The 16,153-nt window shown below is 61.8% G+C and carries 16 protein-coding genes; 7 read left to right on the top strand and 9 right to left on the bottom strand.

Annotated elements, in window-relative coordinates; all coding sequences use genetic code 11:
- Nucleotides 1–31 precede the first annotated feature (31 nt).
- Complete coding sequence (locus V3W39_RS15720; RefSeq protein ID WP_177047246.1) at nucleotides 32–835, bottom strand: SirB1 family protein; 804 nt, start codon at nucleotides 833–835, stop codon at nucleotides 32–34.
- Between the two features lie 186 nt (nucleotides 836–1,021).
- Between V3W39_RS15720 and V3W39_RS15715 the strand changes: the two genes are divergently transcribed.
- Complete coding sequence (locus V3W39_RS15715; RefSeq protein WP_177047244.1) at nucleotides 1,022–2,041, top strand: Leu/Phe/Val dehydrogenase; 1,020 nt, start codon at nucleotides 1,022–1,024, stop codon at nucleotides 2,039–2,041.
- 132 nt (nucleotides 2,042–2,173) lie between these two features.
- Entirely contained in the window at nucleotides 2,174–2,899 is a 726-nt protein-coding gene (locus V3W39_RS15710) for a dienelactone hydrolase family protein (protein ID WP_330212932.1), read from the top strand.
- 209 nt (nucleotides 2,900–3,108) lie between these two features.
- Here V3W39_RS15710 and V3W39_RS15705 read toward each other — a convergent pair whose 3' ends face one another.
- Nucleotides 3,109–3,369, bottom strand: a complete 261-nt coding sequence (locus V3W39_RS15705) for a YebG family protein (RefSeq protein WP_010176960.1) — start codon at nucleotides 3,367–3,369, stop codon at nucleotides 3,109–3,111.
- A 315-nt stretch (nucleotides 3,370–3,684) separates the two neighbouring features.
- Here V3W39_RS15705 and V3W39_RS15700 point away from each other — a divergent pair, with 315 nt between their 5' ends.
- Nucleotides 3,685–3,933 (top strand): DUF6124 family protein, encoded by a 249-nt coding sequence (locus tag V3W39_RS15700; protein ID WP_330212931.1) that lies wholly within the window; start codon nucleotides 3,685–3,687, stop codon nucleotides 3,931–3,933.
- A 170-nt stretch (nucleotides 3,934–4,103) separates the two neighbouring features.
- A complete protein-coding gene (locus V3W39_RS15695) occupies nucleotides 4,104–4,592 on the top strand; it encodes a phosphate-starvation-inducible protein PsiE (protein ID WP_177047234.1) in 489 nt (162 codons plus the stop codon).
- On the opposite strand, the gene V3W39_RS15690 is transcribed toward V3W39_RS15695, so the two are convergent.
- The 3 genes from V3W39_RS15690 to V3W39_RS15680 all read right to left on the bottom strand — a co-directional run bounded on the left by V3W39_RS15690 (nucleotide 4,589) and on the right by V3W39_RS15680 (nucleotide 7,945).
- A complete protein-coding gene (locus V3W39_RS15690; protein WP_010176956.1) occupies nucleotides 4,589–4,906 on the bottom strand; it encodes a DUF3509 domain-containing protein in 318 nt (105 codons plus the stop codon). The genes V3W39_RS15695 and V3W39_RS15690 overlap by 4 nt on opposite strands.
- A 306-nt stretch (nucleotides 4,907–5,212) precedes the next feature.
- Nucleotides 5,213–6,508 (bottom strand): serine/threonine transporter, encoded by a 1,296-nt coding sequence (locus V3W39_RS15685; RefSeq protein WP_177047232.1) that lies wholly within the window; start codon nucleotides 6,506–6,508, stop codon nucleotides 5,213–5,215.
- Between the two features lie 60 nt (nucleotides 6,509–6,568).
- On the bottom strand, nucleotides 6,569–7,945 hold the full coding sequence (locus V3W39_RS15680; protein WP_330212930.1) for an L-serine ammonia-lyase: 1,377 nt from the start codon (nucleotides 7,943–7,945) through the stop codon (nucleotides 6,569–6,571).
- A gap of 137 nt (nucleotides 7,946–8,082) precedes the next feature.
- Between V3W39_RS15680 and V3W39_RS15675 the strand changes: the two genes are divergently transcribed.
- Together V3W39_RS15675 and V3W39_RS15670 are read left to right on the top strand one after the other, a co-directional pair.
- Complete coding sequence (locus V3W39_RS15675) at nucleotides 8,083–9,030, top strand: LysR substrate-binding domain-containing protein (protein ID WP_010176953.1); 948 nt, start codon at nucleotides 8,083–8,085, stop codon at nucleotides 9,028–9,030.
- Nucleotides 9,031–9,241: 211 nt separating this feature from the next.
- Nucleotides 9,242–9,652 carry an HPF/RaiA family ribosome-associated protein gene (locus V3W39_RS15670; protein ID WP_330212929.1) on the top strand — a complete coding sequence of 137 codons (411 nt, stop codon included), beginning with the start codon at nucleotides 9,242–9,244 and terminating at the stop codon, nucleotides 9,650–9,652.
- 71 nt (nucleotides 9,653–9,723) lie between these two features.
- On the opposite strand, the gene V3W39_RS15665 is transcribed toward V3W39_RS15670, so the two are convergent.
- A complete protein-coding gene (locus tag V3W39_RS15665) occupies nucleotides 9,724–11,232 on the bottom strand; it encodes an MFS transporter (RefSeq protein WP_330212928.1) in 1,509 nt (502 codons plus the stop codon).
- 104 nt (nucleotides 11,233–11,336) lie between these two features.
- Between V3W39_RS15665 and V3W39_RS15660 the strand changes: the two genes are divergently transcribed.
- Nucleotides 11,337–12,209 carry a LysR family transcriptional regulator gene (locus V3W39_RS15660; RefSeq protein WP_177047225.1) on the top strand — a complete coding sequence of 291 codons (873 nt, stop codon included), beginning with the start codon at nucleotides 11,337–11,339 and terminating at the stop codon, nucleotides 12,207–12,209.
- Here V3W39_RS15660 and fecA read toward each other — a convergent pair whose 3' ends face one another.
- From fecA to V3W39_RS15645, 3 genes are all read right to left on the bottom strand, one after another.
- Nucleotides 12,210–14,555, bottom strand: a complete 2,346-nt coding sequence (gene fecA, locus V3W39_RS15655) for a TonB-dependent Fe(3+) dicitrate receptor FecA (protein WP_330212927.1) — start codon at nucleotides 14,553–14,555, stop codon at nucleotides 12,210–12,212.
- 91 nt (nucleotides 14,556–14,646) lie between these two features.
- Complete coding sequence (locus V3W39_RS15650) at nucleotides 14,647–15,588, bottom strand: FecR domain-containing protein (RefSeq protein ID WP_330212926.1); 942 nt, start codon at nucleotides 15,586–15,588, stop codon at nucleotides 14,647–14,649.
- Complete coding sequence (locus V3W39_RS15645; protein ID WP_177047219.1) at nucleotides 15,585–16,073, bottom strand: sigma-70 family RNA polymerase sigma factor; 489 nt, start codon at nucleotides 16,071–16,073, stop codon at nucleotides 15,585–15,587. Before V3W39_RS15645 ends, V3W39_RS15650 begins: the two co-directional genes overlap by 4 nt.
- Between the last annotated feature and the right edge of the window lie 80 nt (nucleotides 16,074–16,153).

Raw genomic sequence — 16,153 nt, 5'->3', positions numbered from 1 at the left:
CCATGGGGCGGTACAGGTTACGCCAAGCCGGTCAATGCACCACAGAGTTGGGCGGCAAATGCCCCAGTCGCTCGGTCAGGCGCAGGCGCTGGATCGGGTCTTCACTGAGCATCAATGCATGCTCAAGGTCAAAACGCTCGGCGTTCGGGCAATCCAGGCGCTGATACAAACTGGCCCGGGCCAGGTAATCGGCGGCGCTGGCATTGCCCAGCTCCAGCACGCGCTCGGCATCCACCAGGGCGGCCAGGTGGTCGTCATTGGACAGGTGCAACTGGCGCAGATTGCGCGACAGCCGTTGCAGGATCGAGCGTGGTTCGGCGGTGTGCAGGTGGTCGGCCTGCAATTTGAGATTGGGCCCGTACTGGCGAGTCAGCAGGTCGCGGCAATCGTTGGGGTACAGCCGGCGGCCGCCACAGGGGTCGAGCAGGTGATCGGCGCCCGGCACCCGCAAAAGGAAGTGTCCCGGAAAGTTGACGCCCACCAGGGGAATGTCCAGGCGCCGGGCCAATTCCAGGGCAATCAGCCCCAATGCCAGCGGCTGCCCGCGTTTGCGCTTCAATACCTTGTCCAGCAGGGCGGCGGCGGGGCGCAGCGGGGTGTGATCATCCTGGGCGAAACCCAGGTCGTTCATGCGCCGCAGCAATGGTTGCCCCAATTCATCCGGCGGCAGCATCGGCATGCTGAGGCTGACCAACTGTTGCAACACCTTGAAGTCCTGCAGGATGGCCAAGGGGTCCACTGCCGGGTCGTGCTCGGCCGCCATCCATAGCGCGGCTTCAAACAGCGCGGGCGGTGACCGTTCCAGGCAGGCAAAAAAGGCTTTGCGGGGCGTCATTGGGTTCTCCGGCGGATGTCTCGTTTTAGCCTTGCTGCGAACTTTCGTCCAGTGCCTTAAGACGGGTCCTACTTGTTTATGTCGCAAACCCTTTAAAACCGGTGGCCTTATTCCTGCGCGCTTCAGCAGTCTTCCGCTGGCAGTCCTATACTTGGCGCCTACAAGAAGTGATTCGGGAGCTCGACGATGTTTGCGCTCATGCACAGCACCCGCCTTGAATCGCTGCACCTGAGCGTCGACCCGGTCACCGGGTTGAAGGCGGTTATTGCCATCCACAACAGCCGCCTGGGTCCCGCCCTCGGAGGCTGCCGCTACCTCTCTTACCCCGACGAAGAAAGTGCCGTGGCGGATGCCGCGCGCCTGGCCCAGGGCATGAGCTACAAGGCCGCCCTGGCCGGTTTGCCGGTAGGCGGTGGTTGCGCGGTGATCATCCGCCCAGCCCATGTGGAAAGCCGCGCCGCATTGTTCGAGGCCTTCGGCCGCTGCATTGAGCAGCTCGATGGCCGCTACATTACCGCCATCGACAGCGGCACCTCGGTGGCCGATATGGATTGCATCGCCCAGCAGACCCGCTATGTCACCAGCACCACGGCGGCCGGTGATCCATCGCCCCACGCGGCCATGGGCGTATTCGCCGGCATCCGCACCACGGCCATGGCCCGCCTGGGCAGCGATAACCTGGAAGGTTTGCGCGTGGCGATCCAGGGCCTGGGCAACGTCGGTTATGCCCTGGCCGAGCAACTGCACGCCGCCGGGGCTGAGTTGCTGGTGAGCGACATCGACCACGGCAAGGTGCAACTGGCGATGGAACAACTGGGCGCGCACCCGATTGCCAACGAAGCCTTGCTCAGCACCCCGTGCGACATCCTTGCGCCCTGCGGCGTGGGCGCGGTGTTCAACCGCTACACGGTCGCGCAGTTGCGGTGCGCAGCGGTGGCCGGCTCTGCCAGTGCGCAACTGACCAACCTGCAAGTGGCCGATCAACTGGAAGGGCGTGGGATTCTTTACGCGCCGGACTACGTGATCAACTCCGGCGGCCTGATTTACGTCGCCCTCAAGCATGGCGGCGCAGAGCTGGAAACCATCACCGCACACTTGTCGAACATCGGCACACGCCTGACCGAAATCTTCGCCCATGCCCAGGCTGAAAAACGCTCACCCGCCCGGGTGGCGGATGAGCTGGCGGAGCGGTTGTTGTACCGCTGAAGATAATCGCCGCTTAACCGTCAGCGTGTAACTGTCATGCGCCTGCGTGGGAGATGGTTACATCCGCGCGGCCGCGCACTTTACTATTGTGGTTGAACGCTTGGTTTCTCAAATCCCGAGACAGAGGTTTGCATGTCCAAACAAACAGCAGGGCGCTCCAGCGGGCGCATGATCACCTTCAAACGCCCGGATGGCGCGGAAGTCAACGGCTACCTGGCCAGCCCGGCGGTACTCGAAGGCGCGCCGGCGATTGTGGTGATTCAGGAGTGGTGGGGCGTCAACGACCAGATCAAGGGCGTGGCCAACCGCTTGGCGGAATGCGGCTACCGGGTGTTGGTGCCGGACCTTTATCGCGGTGCGTCGACGGTGGAAGAGGAAGAAGCTCATCACCTGATGGATGGTCTGGATTTTGGCGATGCGGTTTCCCAGGACATCAAAGGTGCCGTGCAGTACTTGCAGGCGGACTCGAAAAAAGTCGGCGTGACTGGTTACTGCATGGGCGGGGCGCTGACGTTGTTGGCGCTGAATGCGATTCCGGAATTGGCTGCGGGCGTGGTGTGGTATGGCTTCCCGCCGCTGGAATATCTGGATGCGTCGAAGATCAAGGCGCCGCTGATTGGGCACTGGGGCACGCAGGATGCCTTCTTCAATATCGACACCGTGGTTGAGCTGGAGTCAAAACTGCACGCGGCGGGTGTGGACGCGACTTTCCATCGCTACCTGGCGCGCCATGCGTTTGCCAACGAGACGGCGATTGGTGATGGTCGGATTGCAGACACGCAATACGATGCCGCCTGGTCGCAACTGGCGTGGGACCGGACGTTGACGTTCTTTGGCAAGACGTTGTGGCAGGCGTAAAACACGCTTTATCGGCCTACACATAACCCTGTGGTGAGGGAGCTTGCTGTGGCGAGGGAGCTTGCTCCCGCTGGGCTGCGCAGCAGACCCAAAAGCTTGGGAGCGCTGCGCACTCCAGCGGGAGCAAGCTCCCTCGCCACAGCAAGCTCCCTCTGCCACAGCAAGCTCCCTCGGCCACTACAAGCCCTTTCGCCACTACAGGCAACGCATCACTCAGCCTCTGGCTGCCCAATCTCCGCCAATGCACTCGCATTGTTCTTGAACGCCGCCGCAAACGCCGCGCGGTTCTTGGCCATGAAAATACCGGCATCTTCTGCCTGCTTCTCGCTCAAGCCTTCGACGTTTTTCAACAGCACTTCCATCAGGGACTCTGCCAGTTCAAGCATCTGGTCGTGTGCGTCGGCAAGTTTGCGATCCACGAATGTAGTCTCCAGGTCACGGGTACTGCGATACAGGGTTTCAACAGCCATTTTTCGGCCTCGTCATCGGTGCAGTATTGAAGGGGGTAGCCCTTGGTTCGGGTGTCGCCATGCGCTCGTGCGAATACTGTATTTATATACAGCTAAAAGCATAAGCCAATCCATGGGCTTTGGGTAGTGGCTTTTTAATGTAGCTGGCAAATGCTGGTTTGCCCTATCGGAAACTTCTCACAGGTTGATGGGGTTGCAGGGGCGTCGTTCAGTGGCTTACCTTTTCCGGGCTTCGCTTATGCGGTACACGAGTTTGGCGGCTCGAAATGAAGGAGCAAACCTCTTGTTAATCCAAGGAATTGCACCACGGTAAAAATGACTGCCTGTTTTTCTGAATCGCCTCTAAAGCCGTCTACCGCGCTTTTCGCTGTGACCCCAAATACTGACACCGAAACGTTACTCGCCAACGCCAGCGAAACCTTGAACAGTGCCCGTGAAATGACCAGCAGTTTGGCTTTTGAGCTTGAGGGCCCACAGCGAAGTTTGCTTCTGGCGATCCATCAACTGCTGGAAATGAGTGGTTTATTGGTCGATCAAGCGTTGGATCAAGTCGCCCCGACTTGAGGTAAATCCTGTGATCGCTTCTACGTCGTGGAAGCGATCACGGCAATGAAGTGCCTCATATCACCCCGCCACCATCTCACTTCCTGTTCCCTGGCCTTTTTTCTGCATGCAGAGAAACCGTCACGTCCAACCCGCATTATCCGGTCGAGCCGACCTAAGGAAGCATCATCGTGAAAATCAACTGGGCTGAAAACCTGCGCAAGACCGTGCACCAACTGGCCGAGTCCTTGGGAAATCTGTTCGTCGAGACCTTCCACTACCTGGCGCTGTTCGCCATTGGTGCGGTGACTGCCTATGCGGCGGTGATGGAGTTTCTGGGGATGCTGGAAACGGGGCACATCAAGATCGATGACATCTTGCTGCTGTTCATCTACCTGGAACTGGGGGCGATGGTCGGGATTTACTTCAAGACCAACCACATGCCGGTGCGCTTCCTGATCTACGTGGCGATCACCGCGCTGACCCGCCTGCTGATCTCCAACGTCTCCCACCACAACCCGCCCGACCTCGGCATCATCTACCTGTGCGGCGGGATTCTGCTGTTGGCGTTCGCGATTCTGGTGGTGCGGTATGCCTCGTCGGCATTTCCGTCGGTAAAGGTCGAAGGCCCGCGCCGCAAGGGCGAAGCGAGCCTTGAAACAGAAAAAGGCGAGCTTTAAAGCCCGGCACTCAGCGGCGGCCGGCTGACCGGCGGCCGCTGCAGCACTTTGTGGCTGTCCCCATCGGTCATCACCGCCAATATCTCGATCGCGCTGTGCCCCTGCTCAATCGCAATCCCGAACTGCACACTCTGCACCAGCCGTTTCAGCCGCTGCGGGTCGTTGCGTTGTTCGGCGCTGATCATGCGTTTGGCCACTACGCCGTCTTCGTCGGACAGGGTCAGCATGATGCTGCCGTCCAGCCGCTGGATGCTTAAATTGACCCGGTATTTCGGGGCGAAGGTGTCGGTGATGATCTGAAAAGGGTTGTCCATGGTGCGTTACCGCCTGATAAGAACATGCAGTCATTGACGACCGGTGTCGGGATTAGTTCGCGTTTCCTGACCACCGGCCATTCTCTCGCTGAGGTTTTCACAAGGTCCGTTTTCCTCAAGTGCTGTACAGCAAGGGGCGTGCCGTACAAGCGTTCAGCAATGCCTGGAATTAACTGTGGGAGCTGGCTTGCCTGCGATTGCGGAGGATCAGCCGGCATTTATACCCACTGATCCACCGCCATCGCGGGCAAGCCCGGCTCCCACAGGGTGCGGTGTTCACTCAAGTCGTGGTGGGTGTGTCCAGTTTCAGGGCATCACGGAAAAAACGATCGCAGACAGCGCAATCAAGCCGATCAACACCACAAACACGTTGGACGCCTGGCCCGAATACTGGCGCAAAGATGGCACTCGGCGGATGGCGTACATCGGCATCAGGAACAACAGGCAGGCGATGATCGGCCCGCCCATGGTTTCGATCATGCCCAGGATGCTCGGGTTGAAGGTGGCCACGGCCCAGCAGGTGAGCACCATGAACAGCGCGGTGCAGCGCTCCAGCCATTTGGCCGACATCGAACGGTTACGCCCACGCAGTGATTTGACGATCAGGCCCTGGAAGCCTTCGCTGGCGCCAATGTAGTGGCCCAGGAAGGATTTGGTGATGGCCACCAGCGCGATCAACGGTGCGGCGTAGGCGATGACCGGGGTCTGGAAGTGGTTGGCCAGGTACGACAGGATCGAGATGTTCTGCGCTTTGGCCGCTGCCAGGTCAGCCGGCGACAGGGCCAGCACGCAGCTGAAGCAGAAGAACATCACCGTCAGCACCATCATGCTGTGGGCCATGGCGAGGATGCCGCTGCTTTTGCGCTCGGCCTGGGGGCCGTACACGCGTTTCTGGTCGACGGCGAAGGCGGAGATGATCGGCGAGTGGTTGAAGGAAAACACCATCACCGGGATCGCCAGCCACAAGGTCTTGAAGAACACCGGCAGAGGCATGCCTTCGCTGGCGGAGGCGAAGAACGCGCCGTTCCAGTTGGGGATCAGGCTCACCGCCAACAGCAGCAGGGCGGCGACGAACGGGTACACCAGCACGCTCATGGCCTTGACGATCACGCCCTGGCCGCAACGCACGATGGCCATCAGGCCGAGGATCAGCACCAGCGACAAAATTGCCCGGGGCGGCGGCGCCATGTGCAGTTGGTGTTCCATGAAGCTGGTCAGGGTGTTGGTCAGTGCCACGCTGTACACCAGCAAAATCGGGAAGATCGCGAAGAAGTACAGCAGGGTGATCAGCTTGCCGGCGCCGATGCCGAAGTGTTCTTCCACCACGTCGGTGATGTCGCCGGATTTGCCCGACAGCACAAAGCGCGTCAGCCCACGGTGGGCGAAGAAGGTCATCGGGAAGGCCAGCAGTGCCAGCACGATCAACGGCCAGAAGCCGCCGACGCCGGCGTTGATCGGCAGGAACAGGGTGCCGGCACCGATGGCAGTGCCGTAGAGGCCGAGCATCCAGGTGGTGTCGTGTTTGTTCCACCCGGTTGTTACGGTGGTCGTGGTCAGGTCTACAGCGGGATTTTCGGCAGCAGGTGTACGTACATCGGTCATCGTTATTGCCTCGTTATTATTTTTGCGCGGGCTCACGTTGGGGCGGCAGGAGTGCTCCGATCAGCACTCCACCCAGCTGACCGCCAGGCCGCCCCGTGAAGTTTCTTTGTATTTGTCGTGCATGTCGGCGCCGGTGTCGCGCATGGTGCGGATCACCCGGTCCAGGGAGATGAAGTGTTTGCCGTCGCCGCGCAGGGCCATTTGCGTGGCGTTGATCGCCTTGACCGCCGCGATGGCGTTGCGCTCGATGCACGGCACCTGGACCAACCCGCCTACCGGGTCGCAGGTCAGGCCGAGGTTGTGTTCCAGGCCGATTTCGGCGGCGTTTTCCAGTTGTTCCGGGGACGCGCCGAGTATGTCGGCAAGGCCGGCAGCGGCCATGGCACAGGCGGAACCGACTTCGCCCTGGCAGCCGACTTCGGCGCCGGAGATCGAGGCGTTTTTCTTGCAGAGGATGCCGACGGCGGCGGCAGCCAGGAAGAAATTCACTACGTCATCGTCGGACGCGTCCGGGTTGAACTTCATGTAGTAGTGCAACACTGCCGGGATGATCCCCGCTGCGCCATTGGTGGGCGCGGTGACCATGCGCCCGCCGGCCGCGTTTTCTTCGTTGACGGCGAGGGCGAACAGGTTGACCCATTCCATGGCCGACAAGGTTGAAGTGATGACGTTGGGTTTGCCGATCTCCAACAGGCTGCGGTGCAGTTTCGCTGCGCGCCGTGGCACATCCAGGCCGCCGGGCAGGATGCCTTCGTGGCGCAGGCCTTGTTCGACGCATTCACGCATCACCGACCAGATATGCAGCAGGCCGCTGCGGATCTCGGCATCGCTGCGCCAGGCCCGCTCGTTGGCCATCATCAGTTCGGAAACACGTAGGCCATGTTTGTTGCACAAGGCCAGCAGTTCGACGGCGCTGGAGAAGTCGTAGGGCAATTGCACTTCGCTGGTAGGCGCAATGCCGGATTCAGCTTCCGCCGCTTCGATGATGAAACCGCCGCCCACCGAGTAGTACGTCTGTTCGCTCAGCAGGCCGTTTTCGCCGTAGGCGTGCAGGGACATGGCGTTGGGGTGGTAAGGCAGGCTTTCGTCCAGCAGCAGGAGGTCGTGTTGCCAGTTGAAGGCAATTGAGTTGCGGCCGGCGAGCAGCAATTGGCCGGATTCGCGCAACTGCTGGATACGTAGGCCGATGCTGGTCGGGTCGATGCTGTCTGGCCATTCGCCCATCAGGCCCATGACGCAGGCGCGGTCGGTGGCGTGGCCGACGCCGGTGGCGGACAACGAGCCGTACAAACGCACTTCGACGCGACGGGTTTCGTCGAGTAGTTGTTGGTCAGTCAGCCCCTGGACGAAGGTCGCCGCCGCCCGCATGGGGCCGACGGTATGGGAGCTGGAAGGGCCAATGCCTACCTTGAATAGATCGAAAACACTGATAGCCATGCTAAACCCTTACAAGCAATGGAGTACGAATCGCTGCCATCTTTTGTAGGACAAGCGGAATTGGCGCGATACTGAGCCTCTGGATCGGCACTGACCAACGAATTATCCTAAGACACCCTTTAGCAGGACTAAACCCTATGGCTCGCCCGCTTCATGGCCAGACTTACGTCTGGTTGCACGTTTTTTCCTGCGCCGCGCGGCATTTGTCGTTCACCCGCTGCGCCGAAGAACTGCACATCACCCCGGGCGCGGTGAGCCAGCAAATTCGCCAATTGGAAGAGCGTTTAGGCTTCCGGCTGTTTCATCGGCGCGCACGCGGGGTTGAGCTGAGCGCAGAAGGCCAGCGGCTGGCGATCACCGTGGGCGAGGCCTATGGCAGCATCGATGCGGAGTTGCAGCGCCTGGATGCCGGGATGATCAGCGGTACGTTGCGCCTGCGCTCGATTCCGTCGTTTCTCGGCAAATGGCTGACCCCGCGCCTGCCGCGTTTGCAGCAGCGTTTCCCGGACATTCAACTGCGCATGGTCGCCGAAGACAGCAGCATCGCCCTGCACGAGGGCGACTTCGACCTGGCCATCGACCTGAACGACGGCAGCTACCCCGGCTTGTTATCCACAGCCCTGTTGGACGAGCAGATTTTCCCGGTGTGCGCACCGAGCCTGCTGCGCGGGCGACCGCCGCTGCATGGCCCGGCCGACCTGGTGCATTTCCCGCTGTTGCACGACATCACCGCCTGGCGTGGGAGTTATGAGTATGCGGAGTGGGAGTTCTACCTGAATGCCATCGGCTACGACGCTGCCGACGTACGGCGCGGGCATACCTTCAACCGTAACCACCTGACCATCGAAGCGGCCATTGCCGGCATGGGCGTGGCGATTGCCCGGCGCACCTTGCTCAATGATGAATTGGAGCGGGGCACCTTGATCGTGCCGTTCGGCCTGGCAGTGCCCAATCACAAACGTTACGTGCTGCTGTATGCGCCGGGCGCGCTGAGCCATCCGGGCGTGCGGGCGGTGCATGACTGGCTGGTGGAGGAAGCCGGGATTTTTCGCGGATTGCACCCGTTGGGAGAGGGGCAATTGTAAGGAAGTTGGCGGTAAGAAGATGTAACCAACTCCCCACCCTAACAGCGTTTTTGGTTGTAGTCAGGGTTAATTTGTAATGTGGGATTTATCTTTGCAAAGGGCTTGAAATGTTCCTCTGTCTGCTCAATTGTGTAATCAGGAGGTCATGGTTTTCACCCATCCGGTGAAGCAGGAATGGCCTTCCGCGAGCTAGCTGAAATAAGGGAAAACTATGCAAATCCAAGTCAATAGCGATAACCATATTGAAAGCAGCATCCGACTGGAGGAGTGGGTACGTACCACCATTGAGAGCACGCTCGAACGTTACGAAGAAGATCTGACCCGCGTCGAGGTTTACCTGCGGGACGAGAACGGTGACAAGCCCGGTCCACATGATCTGAGTTGCCGACTGGAAGCACGGCCAAAAGGCCATCAACCGATTTCGGTCCTCCATAAAGCCGATACGCTGGAACAGGCGATCGATGGTGCGGCCACCAAGCTGGAGCATGCCCTGGAGCATCTGTACGGCAAACTGCGCGGCAAACCACGCGCCGCGGGCCAAAGCCTGCCCAATACCAAGGCCGACGAGGCCGAGCTTGAAGAGGAATTTTTGGAAAACGAACAGGCTGCGCTTAACAGCTGATAGCTGATACTTTTTCAACCCCACTGAAAACGGGCCTGCAGATGCAGGCCCGTTTTTTTATGCGCAAAAGGTCAGCGCGGGCTGCGTCGGAAAAAGCTGCGGCTCAACACCGCCAGTGCGCACGCGCCCAAACCGGCATACACCATGGCCCAACCGGCACCGTTGCGCAGCGCGGCCTGGGCGATCATCGGGCCTTGCGCCAACACCTCCAGCTTGCCGGCAGCGATGTCCTGACTGAGGGCGGCCAACGGTGCCGTGTCGGGCAGTACGCCAGCCAGGTAATGAGTGATCCCGAGTATCAACACCAGCCCCATCAACGCGATGTTGAGTGCCAGGGTGATCAGCCGTGCGCTGAAGTCGATGCCCGAGGCCATCCCCGCCCGGTCCGACGACACCGAGCCGGTGGTGGTGTTGGTGGTGGGCGAGTTGGTCAGCGCCAAGCCGCTGCCGGCCATCCCACAGGCGATCAGGATCAATACCACGCTGGGCTGGCCGCTATGGTTGATCGCGGCCATGGCCAAAAACCCCACGCCCATCAGGCCCAGGCCCAACGGGATGACGCGTTCGGCGCCGTAACGCAGGGCCAGGCGTTCGGCCAGCGGCGGCACTATCAACGTGGGCAGTGTGTAGGCGAGCAGAGCGAGCCCGGTGAGCATCGTGTCGTAACCCAGGCCGGCCTGGAAATACAGCGGCAGGTAGATCATGAAGGGCCAGAAGCTGAAGTTCATGCCGATCGAGCCCATCAGCGCGCCGTTGAAGCGCGGGATGCGAAACACCGAGAAGTCGAACATCGGGTGCGGGCTGCGCCGCTCAATCACCACGAACAACAGCAAGCCCGCCACCGACAGTCCGGCCCAGCCGAGCATGGCCGGTGTGGCAAAGCCGCTCGCGGTGCCCTGGGTGATGAAGTAGACCAGGGCAAACACCGCCAGGGTCAGGGTGGCCATGCCGGCGATGTCGAGGCGATGGGCCGCCGGGTCGCGGGACTCCTGCACGCTGATGCGCAGCAAGGCCAGGGTGACCAAGGTGAGCGGCACATGCACCAGGAACACCCAGCGCCAATCCGCGACGGCCAGGATCAACGCACCCACCATCGGCCCAAAACCCAGGCCAACACCGGCGATCACGCCCCACACCGCAAAGGCCCGCGCCCGTGCCGCCTGCTCGCGGAACTGGTGCGACAGGATCGCGAACTGGCAGATCATCATGGCCCCGGCACCCACGCCCTGGACAAAACGCGCCGCGATCAGCGTGGAGGCATCATTGGCCAGCCCACAGGCCAGCGACGCCAGCCCGAATACCCACAGGCACAGCACCAGCACACGCCGCCGGCCGAAGCGATCGGCCAAGGTGCCCGCCGCCATCAGCACGCTGGTGCAGGCCAGGGTGTAGGCGTTCATGATCCATTGGGCGTCCTGGAAGCCGGTGCCCAGTTGCTGTTCAAGGGTGGGCAGGATGACCGGCACGCTGGAAATCTCCAGCCCGAACATCAGCGCCACCAGGCACACGGCGGTGAGCGCCAGGCCGTCCCTGGCGGTGCGTGACGGGGTTATGGCGGTTACAACGGCGTCGGGTGGCATGGCCTCTTCCTTTCGATGGGGGAAGGTGTCATTTTTGCGGGAATAGAATTCTTTATTGGCGATACTTCTTCCTGCGATAAGGGAATAAAGGGCGACAAACGACCATGGCTACCCCGCGCTTTGATGGTGTTGAACTGTTTTTGCAGATCGTCGAGAGCGGCAATCTGACCGAGGCCGCCGAACGGCTGAACCTCACGCGCTCGGCGGTGGGCAAGGGCCTGGCTCGCCTGGAGGCGCGGCTGGGTACGTCTTTATTGCAACGCTCTACCCGGCGCCAGCGATTGACCGAAGACGGGCAGGCCTATTACGAACATTGCCTGCGTGCGCTGGCGGAGTTGGAAGCCGCCGAATCCGTGCTGGAAAGCGGCCGCCAGCAGCCACGGGGACGGTTGCGGGCGAGCTTGCCATTGGCGTTCGGCCACCACTATGCGGCGCCGGCGTTGTGGGCGCTGATGGACCGTTTTCCGCAGTTGGAGATCGAGATTTCCTTCTCCGACCGTCTGATCGACCTGGCCCAGGAAGGCTTCGATCTGGCGGTACGCATCGGCGCGTTGCCCGACACCGACCGCCTGAGCGCACGTCGCCTCGGCGAACAGGCGATTGCCCTGGCGGCGTCACCCGCGTACCTGCAGCGCACACCCCGAATCGAATCCATCGAGGACCTCGCCGTGCATCGGGGCATTGCCTACCGCAGCAATGCCTCGCACCGAGAGCGGGTGGCCTCGCCGTTGATCCTCGATGACCTGCAGGCCGTGGCCGATGCCGCCATCGCCGGGGTCGGCCTGGCCTGGCTGCCCAGTTGGCTGATCGCCCACTACGTATTGCGCGGGCAACTGCAGGCAGTACTGCCGGGCCACCGCGAGCAACCGATGCCGATCCATGTCATTTGGCCCACGGCGACGCACATGCCGGCCAAGACCCGGTGTGCCATCGATGCGTTGGTGGCCGGCACACCGTCGTGCCTGGCGGGCAGTTGATCAGAACGCGATGGACGTCTGCACATACAGCGTGCGCGGCTCACCGACGTATTTGCCCTTGTTGTTATCGTCAAACGAGCGGGTGTAGTACTGCTTGTTGAAGATATTTTTCACACCCACTGCCACGTTCAAATCCGACAGCTGCGGGCCAAAGTCGTACGCCGCGCGGCTGCTGAACAACATGTAGCCAGGGATGCGTCCGGTGCTGCCGTCGGCACTTTGCGCTTCAGTGTTGGCGTTGTCGGCGAACTGGCTGCTCTGGTAGCTGCTGTCCACATTCAACTTCCAGCGTCCTTCGGTGTAACCCACCCCGAGGGTGCCTTTGTGCTTGGAAGAGAAGGGCACGCGGTTGCCTTTGTTCGGGCCGTCTTCGCGGATGGTGGCGTCGACGTAGGCGTAGGTCGCGTACACATCAAAACCGGCGAGCGCCGGGCTCAAGCCGTCGAGGGCATAGTTGATGCTGGACTCGATGCCTTGGTGACGGGTTTCGCCCCGGGCGATCACGGTGTCGTTGGTCTGGTTGCTGTCGTACTGGTTGTCGAAGTTGATCAGGAACGCGCCGATCTCGGCCCGCAAGGTGCCATTGTCATAGCGCGTGCCGAGTTCCCAGGTGCGGGCCTTTTCCGGCTTCACTTCGCCGCTGGTCACGCGGTTGGGCATCTGGCTGTACTGCACGCTGCCGAACGAACCTTCGGTGTTGGCGTAGAGGTTCCAGTCTTCGGTCAGGTGGTAGAGCACGTTCAACGCCGGCAGGGCGGTATTGTAGTCACCCTTGTATTTGACGTTGCTCAGGTTGTTGGTCTGCTGGGATTCGATCATCTCGTAGCGGATGCCCGGGGTGATGGTCCACTTGCCGATATCAATCCGGTCGTCGACGAAAAACGCATTGGCTTCGGTGCTGCCACGGGTGTCGCGGTCGTTGCGGCTGTCGGTGGTGGGCAATTGCTGGTTGGCGGCAATCGGCGTGCGGTAGCGCAGTTCGTGGCCGGCTTCGTTGATGTAGCGGTAGCCCACGCCCACTTCGTGGCTGGTGGGGCCGAGGTCGAAGCCTTGGGCAAAGCGGGTTTCGAGGCCGCGCACCCAATACTCGCGGGGCGACAGGGAAAGGAAGTTGCCCTGGTCCAGGTAGCCGCTGCGCAGGGTGGTGGTGAAGAAGCTGTTGACCGTGAATTCCCGGCGATCTTCCTGGTAGCGATAGCCCGCGTTGAACATGGTGCGGCGGCCCCAGAACTGATCGTAGGGGCGGGTGGACTGATACGGGTCCGCCTTGTAGGCCGCGGTGCTCAAGCCTCCGGGCATATCGGCCTTGCCTTCGTAGTACTGCGCCATGGCGTTGAAGCTGTTGGCGTCGTCCAGCTGGTATTTGCCCTTGAGGATCAGGTCGTCGATGCGGGTGTCGCTGTTTTCGCGCCAGTCGCCGCCACGGGTGCCGGAATACAGGATCGCGCCGCCCAGGCCGTTGTCTGCCGTGCCGCCGGCCAGCAGGTTGCCGGTGGTCTTGAAGCCGTCGTGGCTGGAAGACGGGCTGGTTTCGGTCTGCAAGCCACCTTTCACCGTCGGCGCATCGGGAATCGCGCGGGTCACGAAGTTGACGATGCCGCCAACGTTCTGCGGGCCATAACGCACGGCGCCGCCGCCGCGCACCACGTCCACCGCGTCCATGTTGCCCATGCTGATGGGCGCGAACGACAACTGCGGTTGGCCATACGGGGCGAACGGCACCGGGATGCCGTCCATCAACACCGTGGAGCGCGAGGCCAGGCGTGGGTTGAGCCCGCGAATGCCGAAGTTCAGCGCCATGTCGTGGCTGCCGGTGCCGTTGTTTTCCGGAGCGTTGACCCCGGGAATGCGGTTGAGCACGTCGCGGGCCTGTGTCGCGCCCTGGCGTTCGAATTCTTCGCGGCGGATCACGTCCCGGGCGCCGGGGTGTTCGAAGACGTTGGTTTGCGCCGCATCCCCCAGCCAGTCGCCCACGACGTTGGAGGTGCCCAGCTCAAGGGTGGCCGGGGCATTGGCCGGTTGCAGGCTGAAGGCATTGTCGCCCTCGGCGCGGGCTTGCAGGCCGGTGCCTTTGAGCAAGGTGTTCAAGCCTTCCTCGGTGGTGTAGTTGCCCGACAGGCCGTGGCTTTGCTGGCCTGCGGTCACGTCCGAGCCAAACGAAATCAGTACGCCGGCTTCCCGGCCAAATTGATTCAGCGCGGCTTCCAGCGACGTGGGGGCGATTCGGTAGGGCTTTGCATCAGCTGCCAGCACGTAAGGCACGGCGCTGAAACTGAGGCTGGCCCCCAGCAACAAGTGGCGCAGGGTGCGGGCGAGTGGCGTCAGGCGAGTCGGTTGCTGGGGCATGAAGTGCGGTCCTGAGAAGGAAGGATCAAGGGGGGCTTTCCTTCTCTGTCACGCGAGGGGTGGAAAACGGCTCACGGGTTCTGAAAATAATTCAGGCACGGGCTTCGACGGTCACCCAGTAGCGGGTAAACCGCCGGACTTTGACCGGCAGGCTGACTTGCAGCAGGTCCAGGATTCGTTCGCTGTCGTCCAGCGGGTAGCTGCCGGAGATCAGCAGGTTGGCGACTTGCGGGTCGCAGTTGAGCTGGCCACGGCGATAACGGCTCAGTTCGGCGAGGAAATCTTCCAGGCGCATGTGGGCCGCCACCAGCATCCCGTCAGCCCACGCACCGCTGCCGGCATCCGTGGGGCGCGCGGTGTCCCAGCCTTTGCGGGTGAAATTGACCTGATGGGCTTTGTCGATGGACAGCGGCAAACCGCTATAGGTGTTGGGCATCACGTCGACGTGCCCGTCAAACACCGCCAACTGCGTGTGATCGTTGAACTGCCGCACGTTCAGCCGCGCCGCCTGGGCGCTGAGCAGGCCCTGGGTGGTGATGACCCGCAGCGGGGTGTTGCCGGGTTTGGCGGTCAGCAGGATTTCGCCTTCGAGCAGGCGGATCAAGCGTTGCTGGCCATCAAAGTGCACATCCACGGCGCTGCCGGTGTTGAGCTGCAACTGGCTGCCATCCGCCAGCTGGAACTTGCGCCGCTGGCCGATGGGGCTGCGGTAGTCGGCGCTCAACGGCGGCAGGATATGTTGCTGGCGCAGGCCCCAGGCCGCTGCCGAGCCGGCGCCGAGGATCAGCAACAGCTTCAGGGCCTGGCGGCGGCTGCTGGATTTCGGTGCATTCAACGCGGCGTGGGCAAGCGGCGAGGGCATCCCGCGCAACCGCTGGTTCACCCGCTGGATTTGCTCCCACGCCCGCTGATGTTCGCTGTGGGCGTCCAGCCACTGTTGCCAGGCCGCCTGTTTGCGCGGGTTGAGCGGGCCCTGCTGCATTTCCATCAGCCAGTGCACTGCTTGTTCGGCGACGTGGGTAGAGAAGTTCATAAGGCGAAGTAGCAGCGCATGGCCGCTTTATTCAGGTGGCGCTTGACCGTGGCGATGGAGATCCCCAGTTCCGCGCCGATTTGCGCGTAGGTCAGGCCGTCGAGCTGGGACAGCAGGAACGCGCGTTTAACCATGGGTGCCAAGCCATCCAGCAGTTGGTCCAGCTCCATCAGGGTTTGCAGGATGATTGCCCGCTCTTCTTCCGACGGCGCCACGTGCTCGGGCATTTGCGCCAGGGCGTCGAGGTAGGCGCGCTCCAGGTCCTGGCGGCGGTAATGGTTGAATAGCACGCGCTTGGCGATGGTGGTGAGGAAGGCGCGGGGTTCGATCAGCGTCGGGGTTTCCCGTGCGGTAAGCACGCGGATGAAGGTGTCCTGAGCCAGGTCGGCGGCGCTTTCCGGGCAGCCGAGCTTGCGTCTCAACCAGCCGGTGAGCCAGTGGTGATGGTCGTGGTACAGGACTTCGACGGTGTTGGACGGCTGCAACGCGAACACTCCGGCAGCATGCGCATGCTTTAGAGAACAAGAATTGTTCGCATTGTAGGGCGAGTAGGACGGTTCGGCAA

It is taken from the genome of Pseudomonas sp. Z18(2022), from assembly GCF_036346535.1.
GTDB lineage: Bacteria > Pseudomonadota > Gammaproteobacteria > Pseudomonadales > Pseudomonadaceae > Aquipseudomonas > Aquipseudomonas yamanorum_A.
This window is presented reverse-complemented; position numbering and strand designations above follow the sequence as displayed.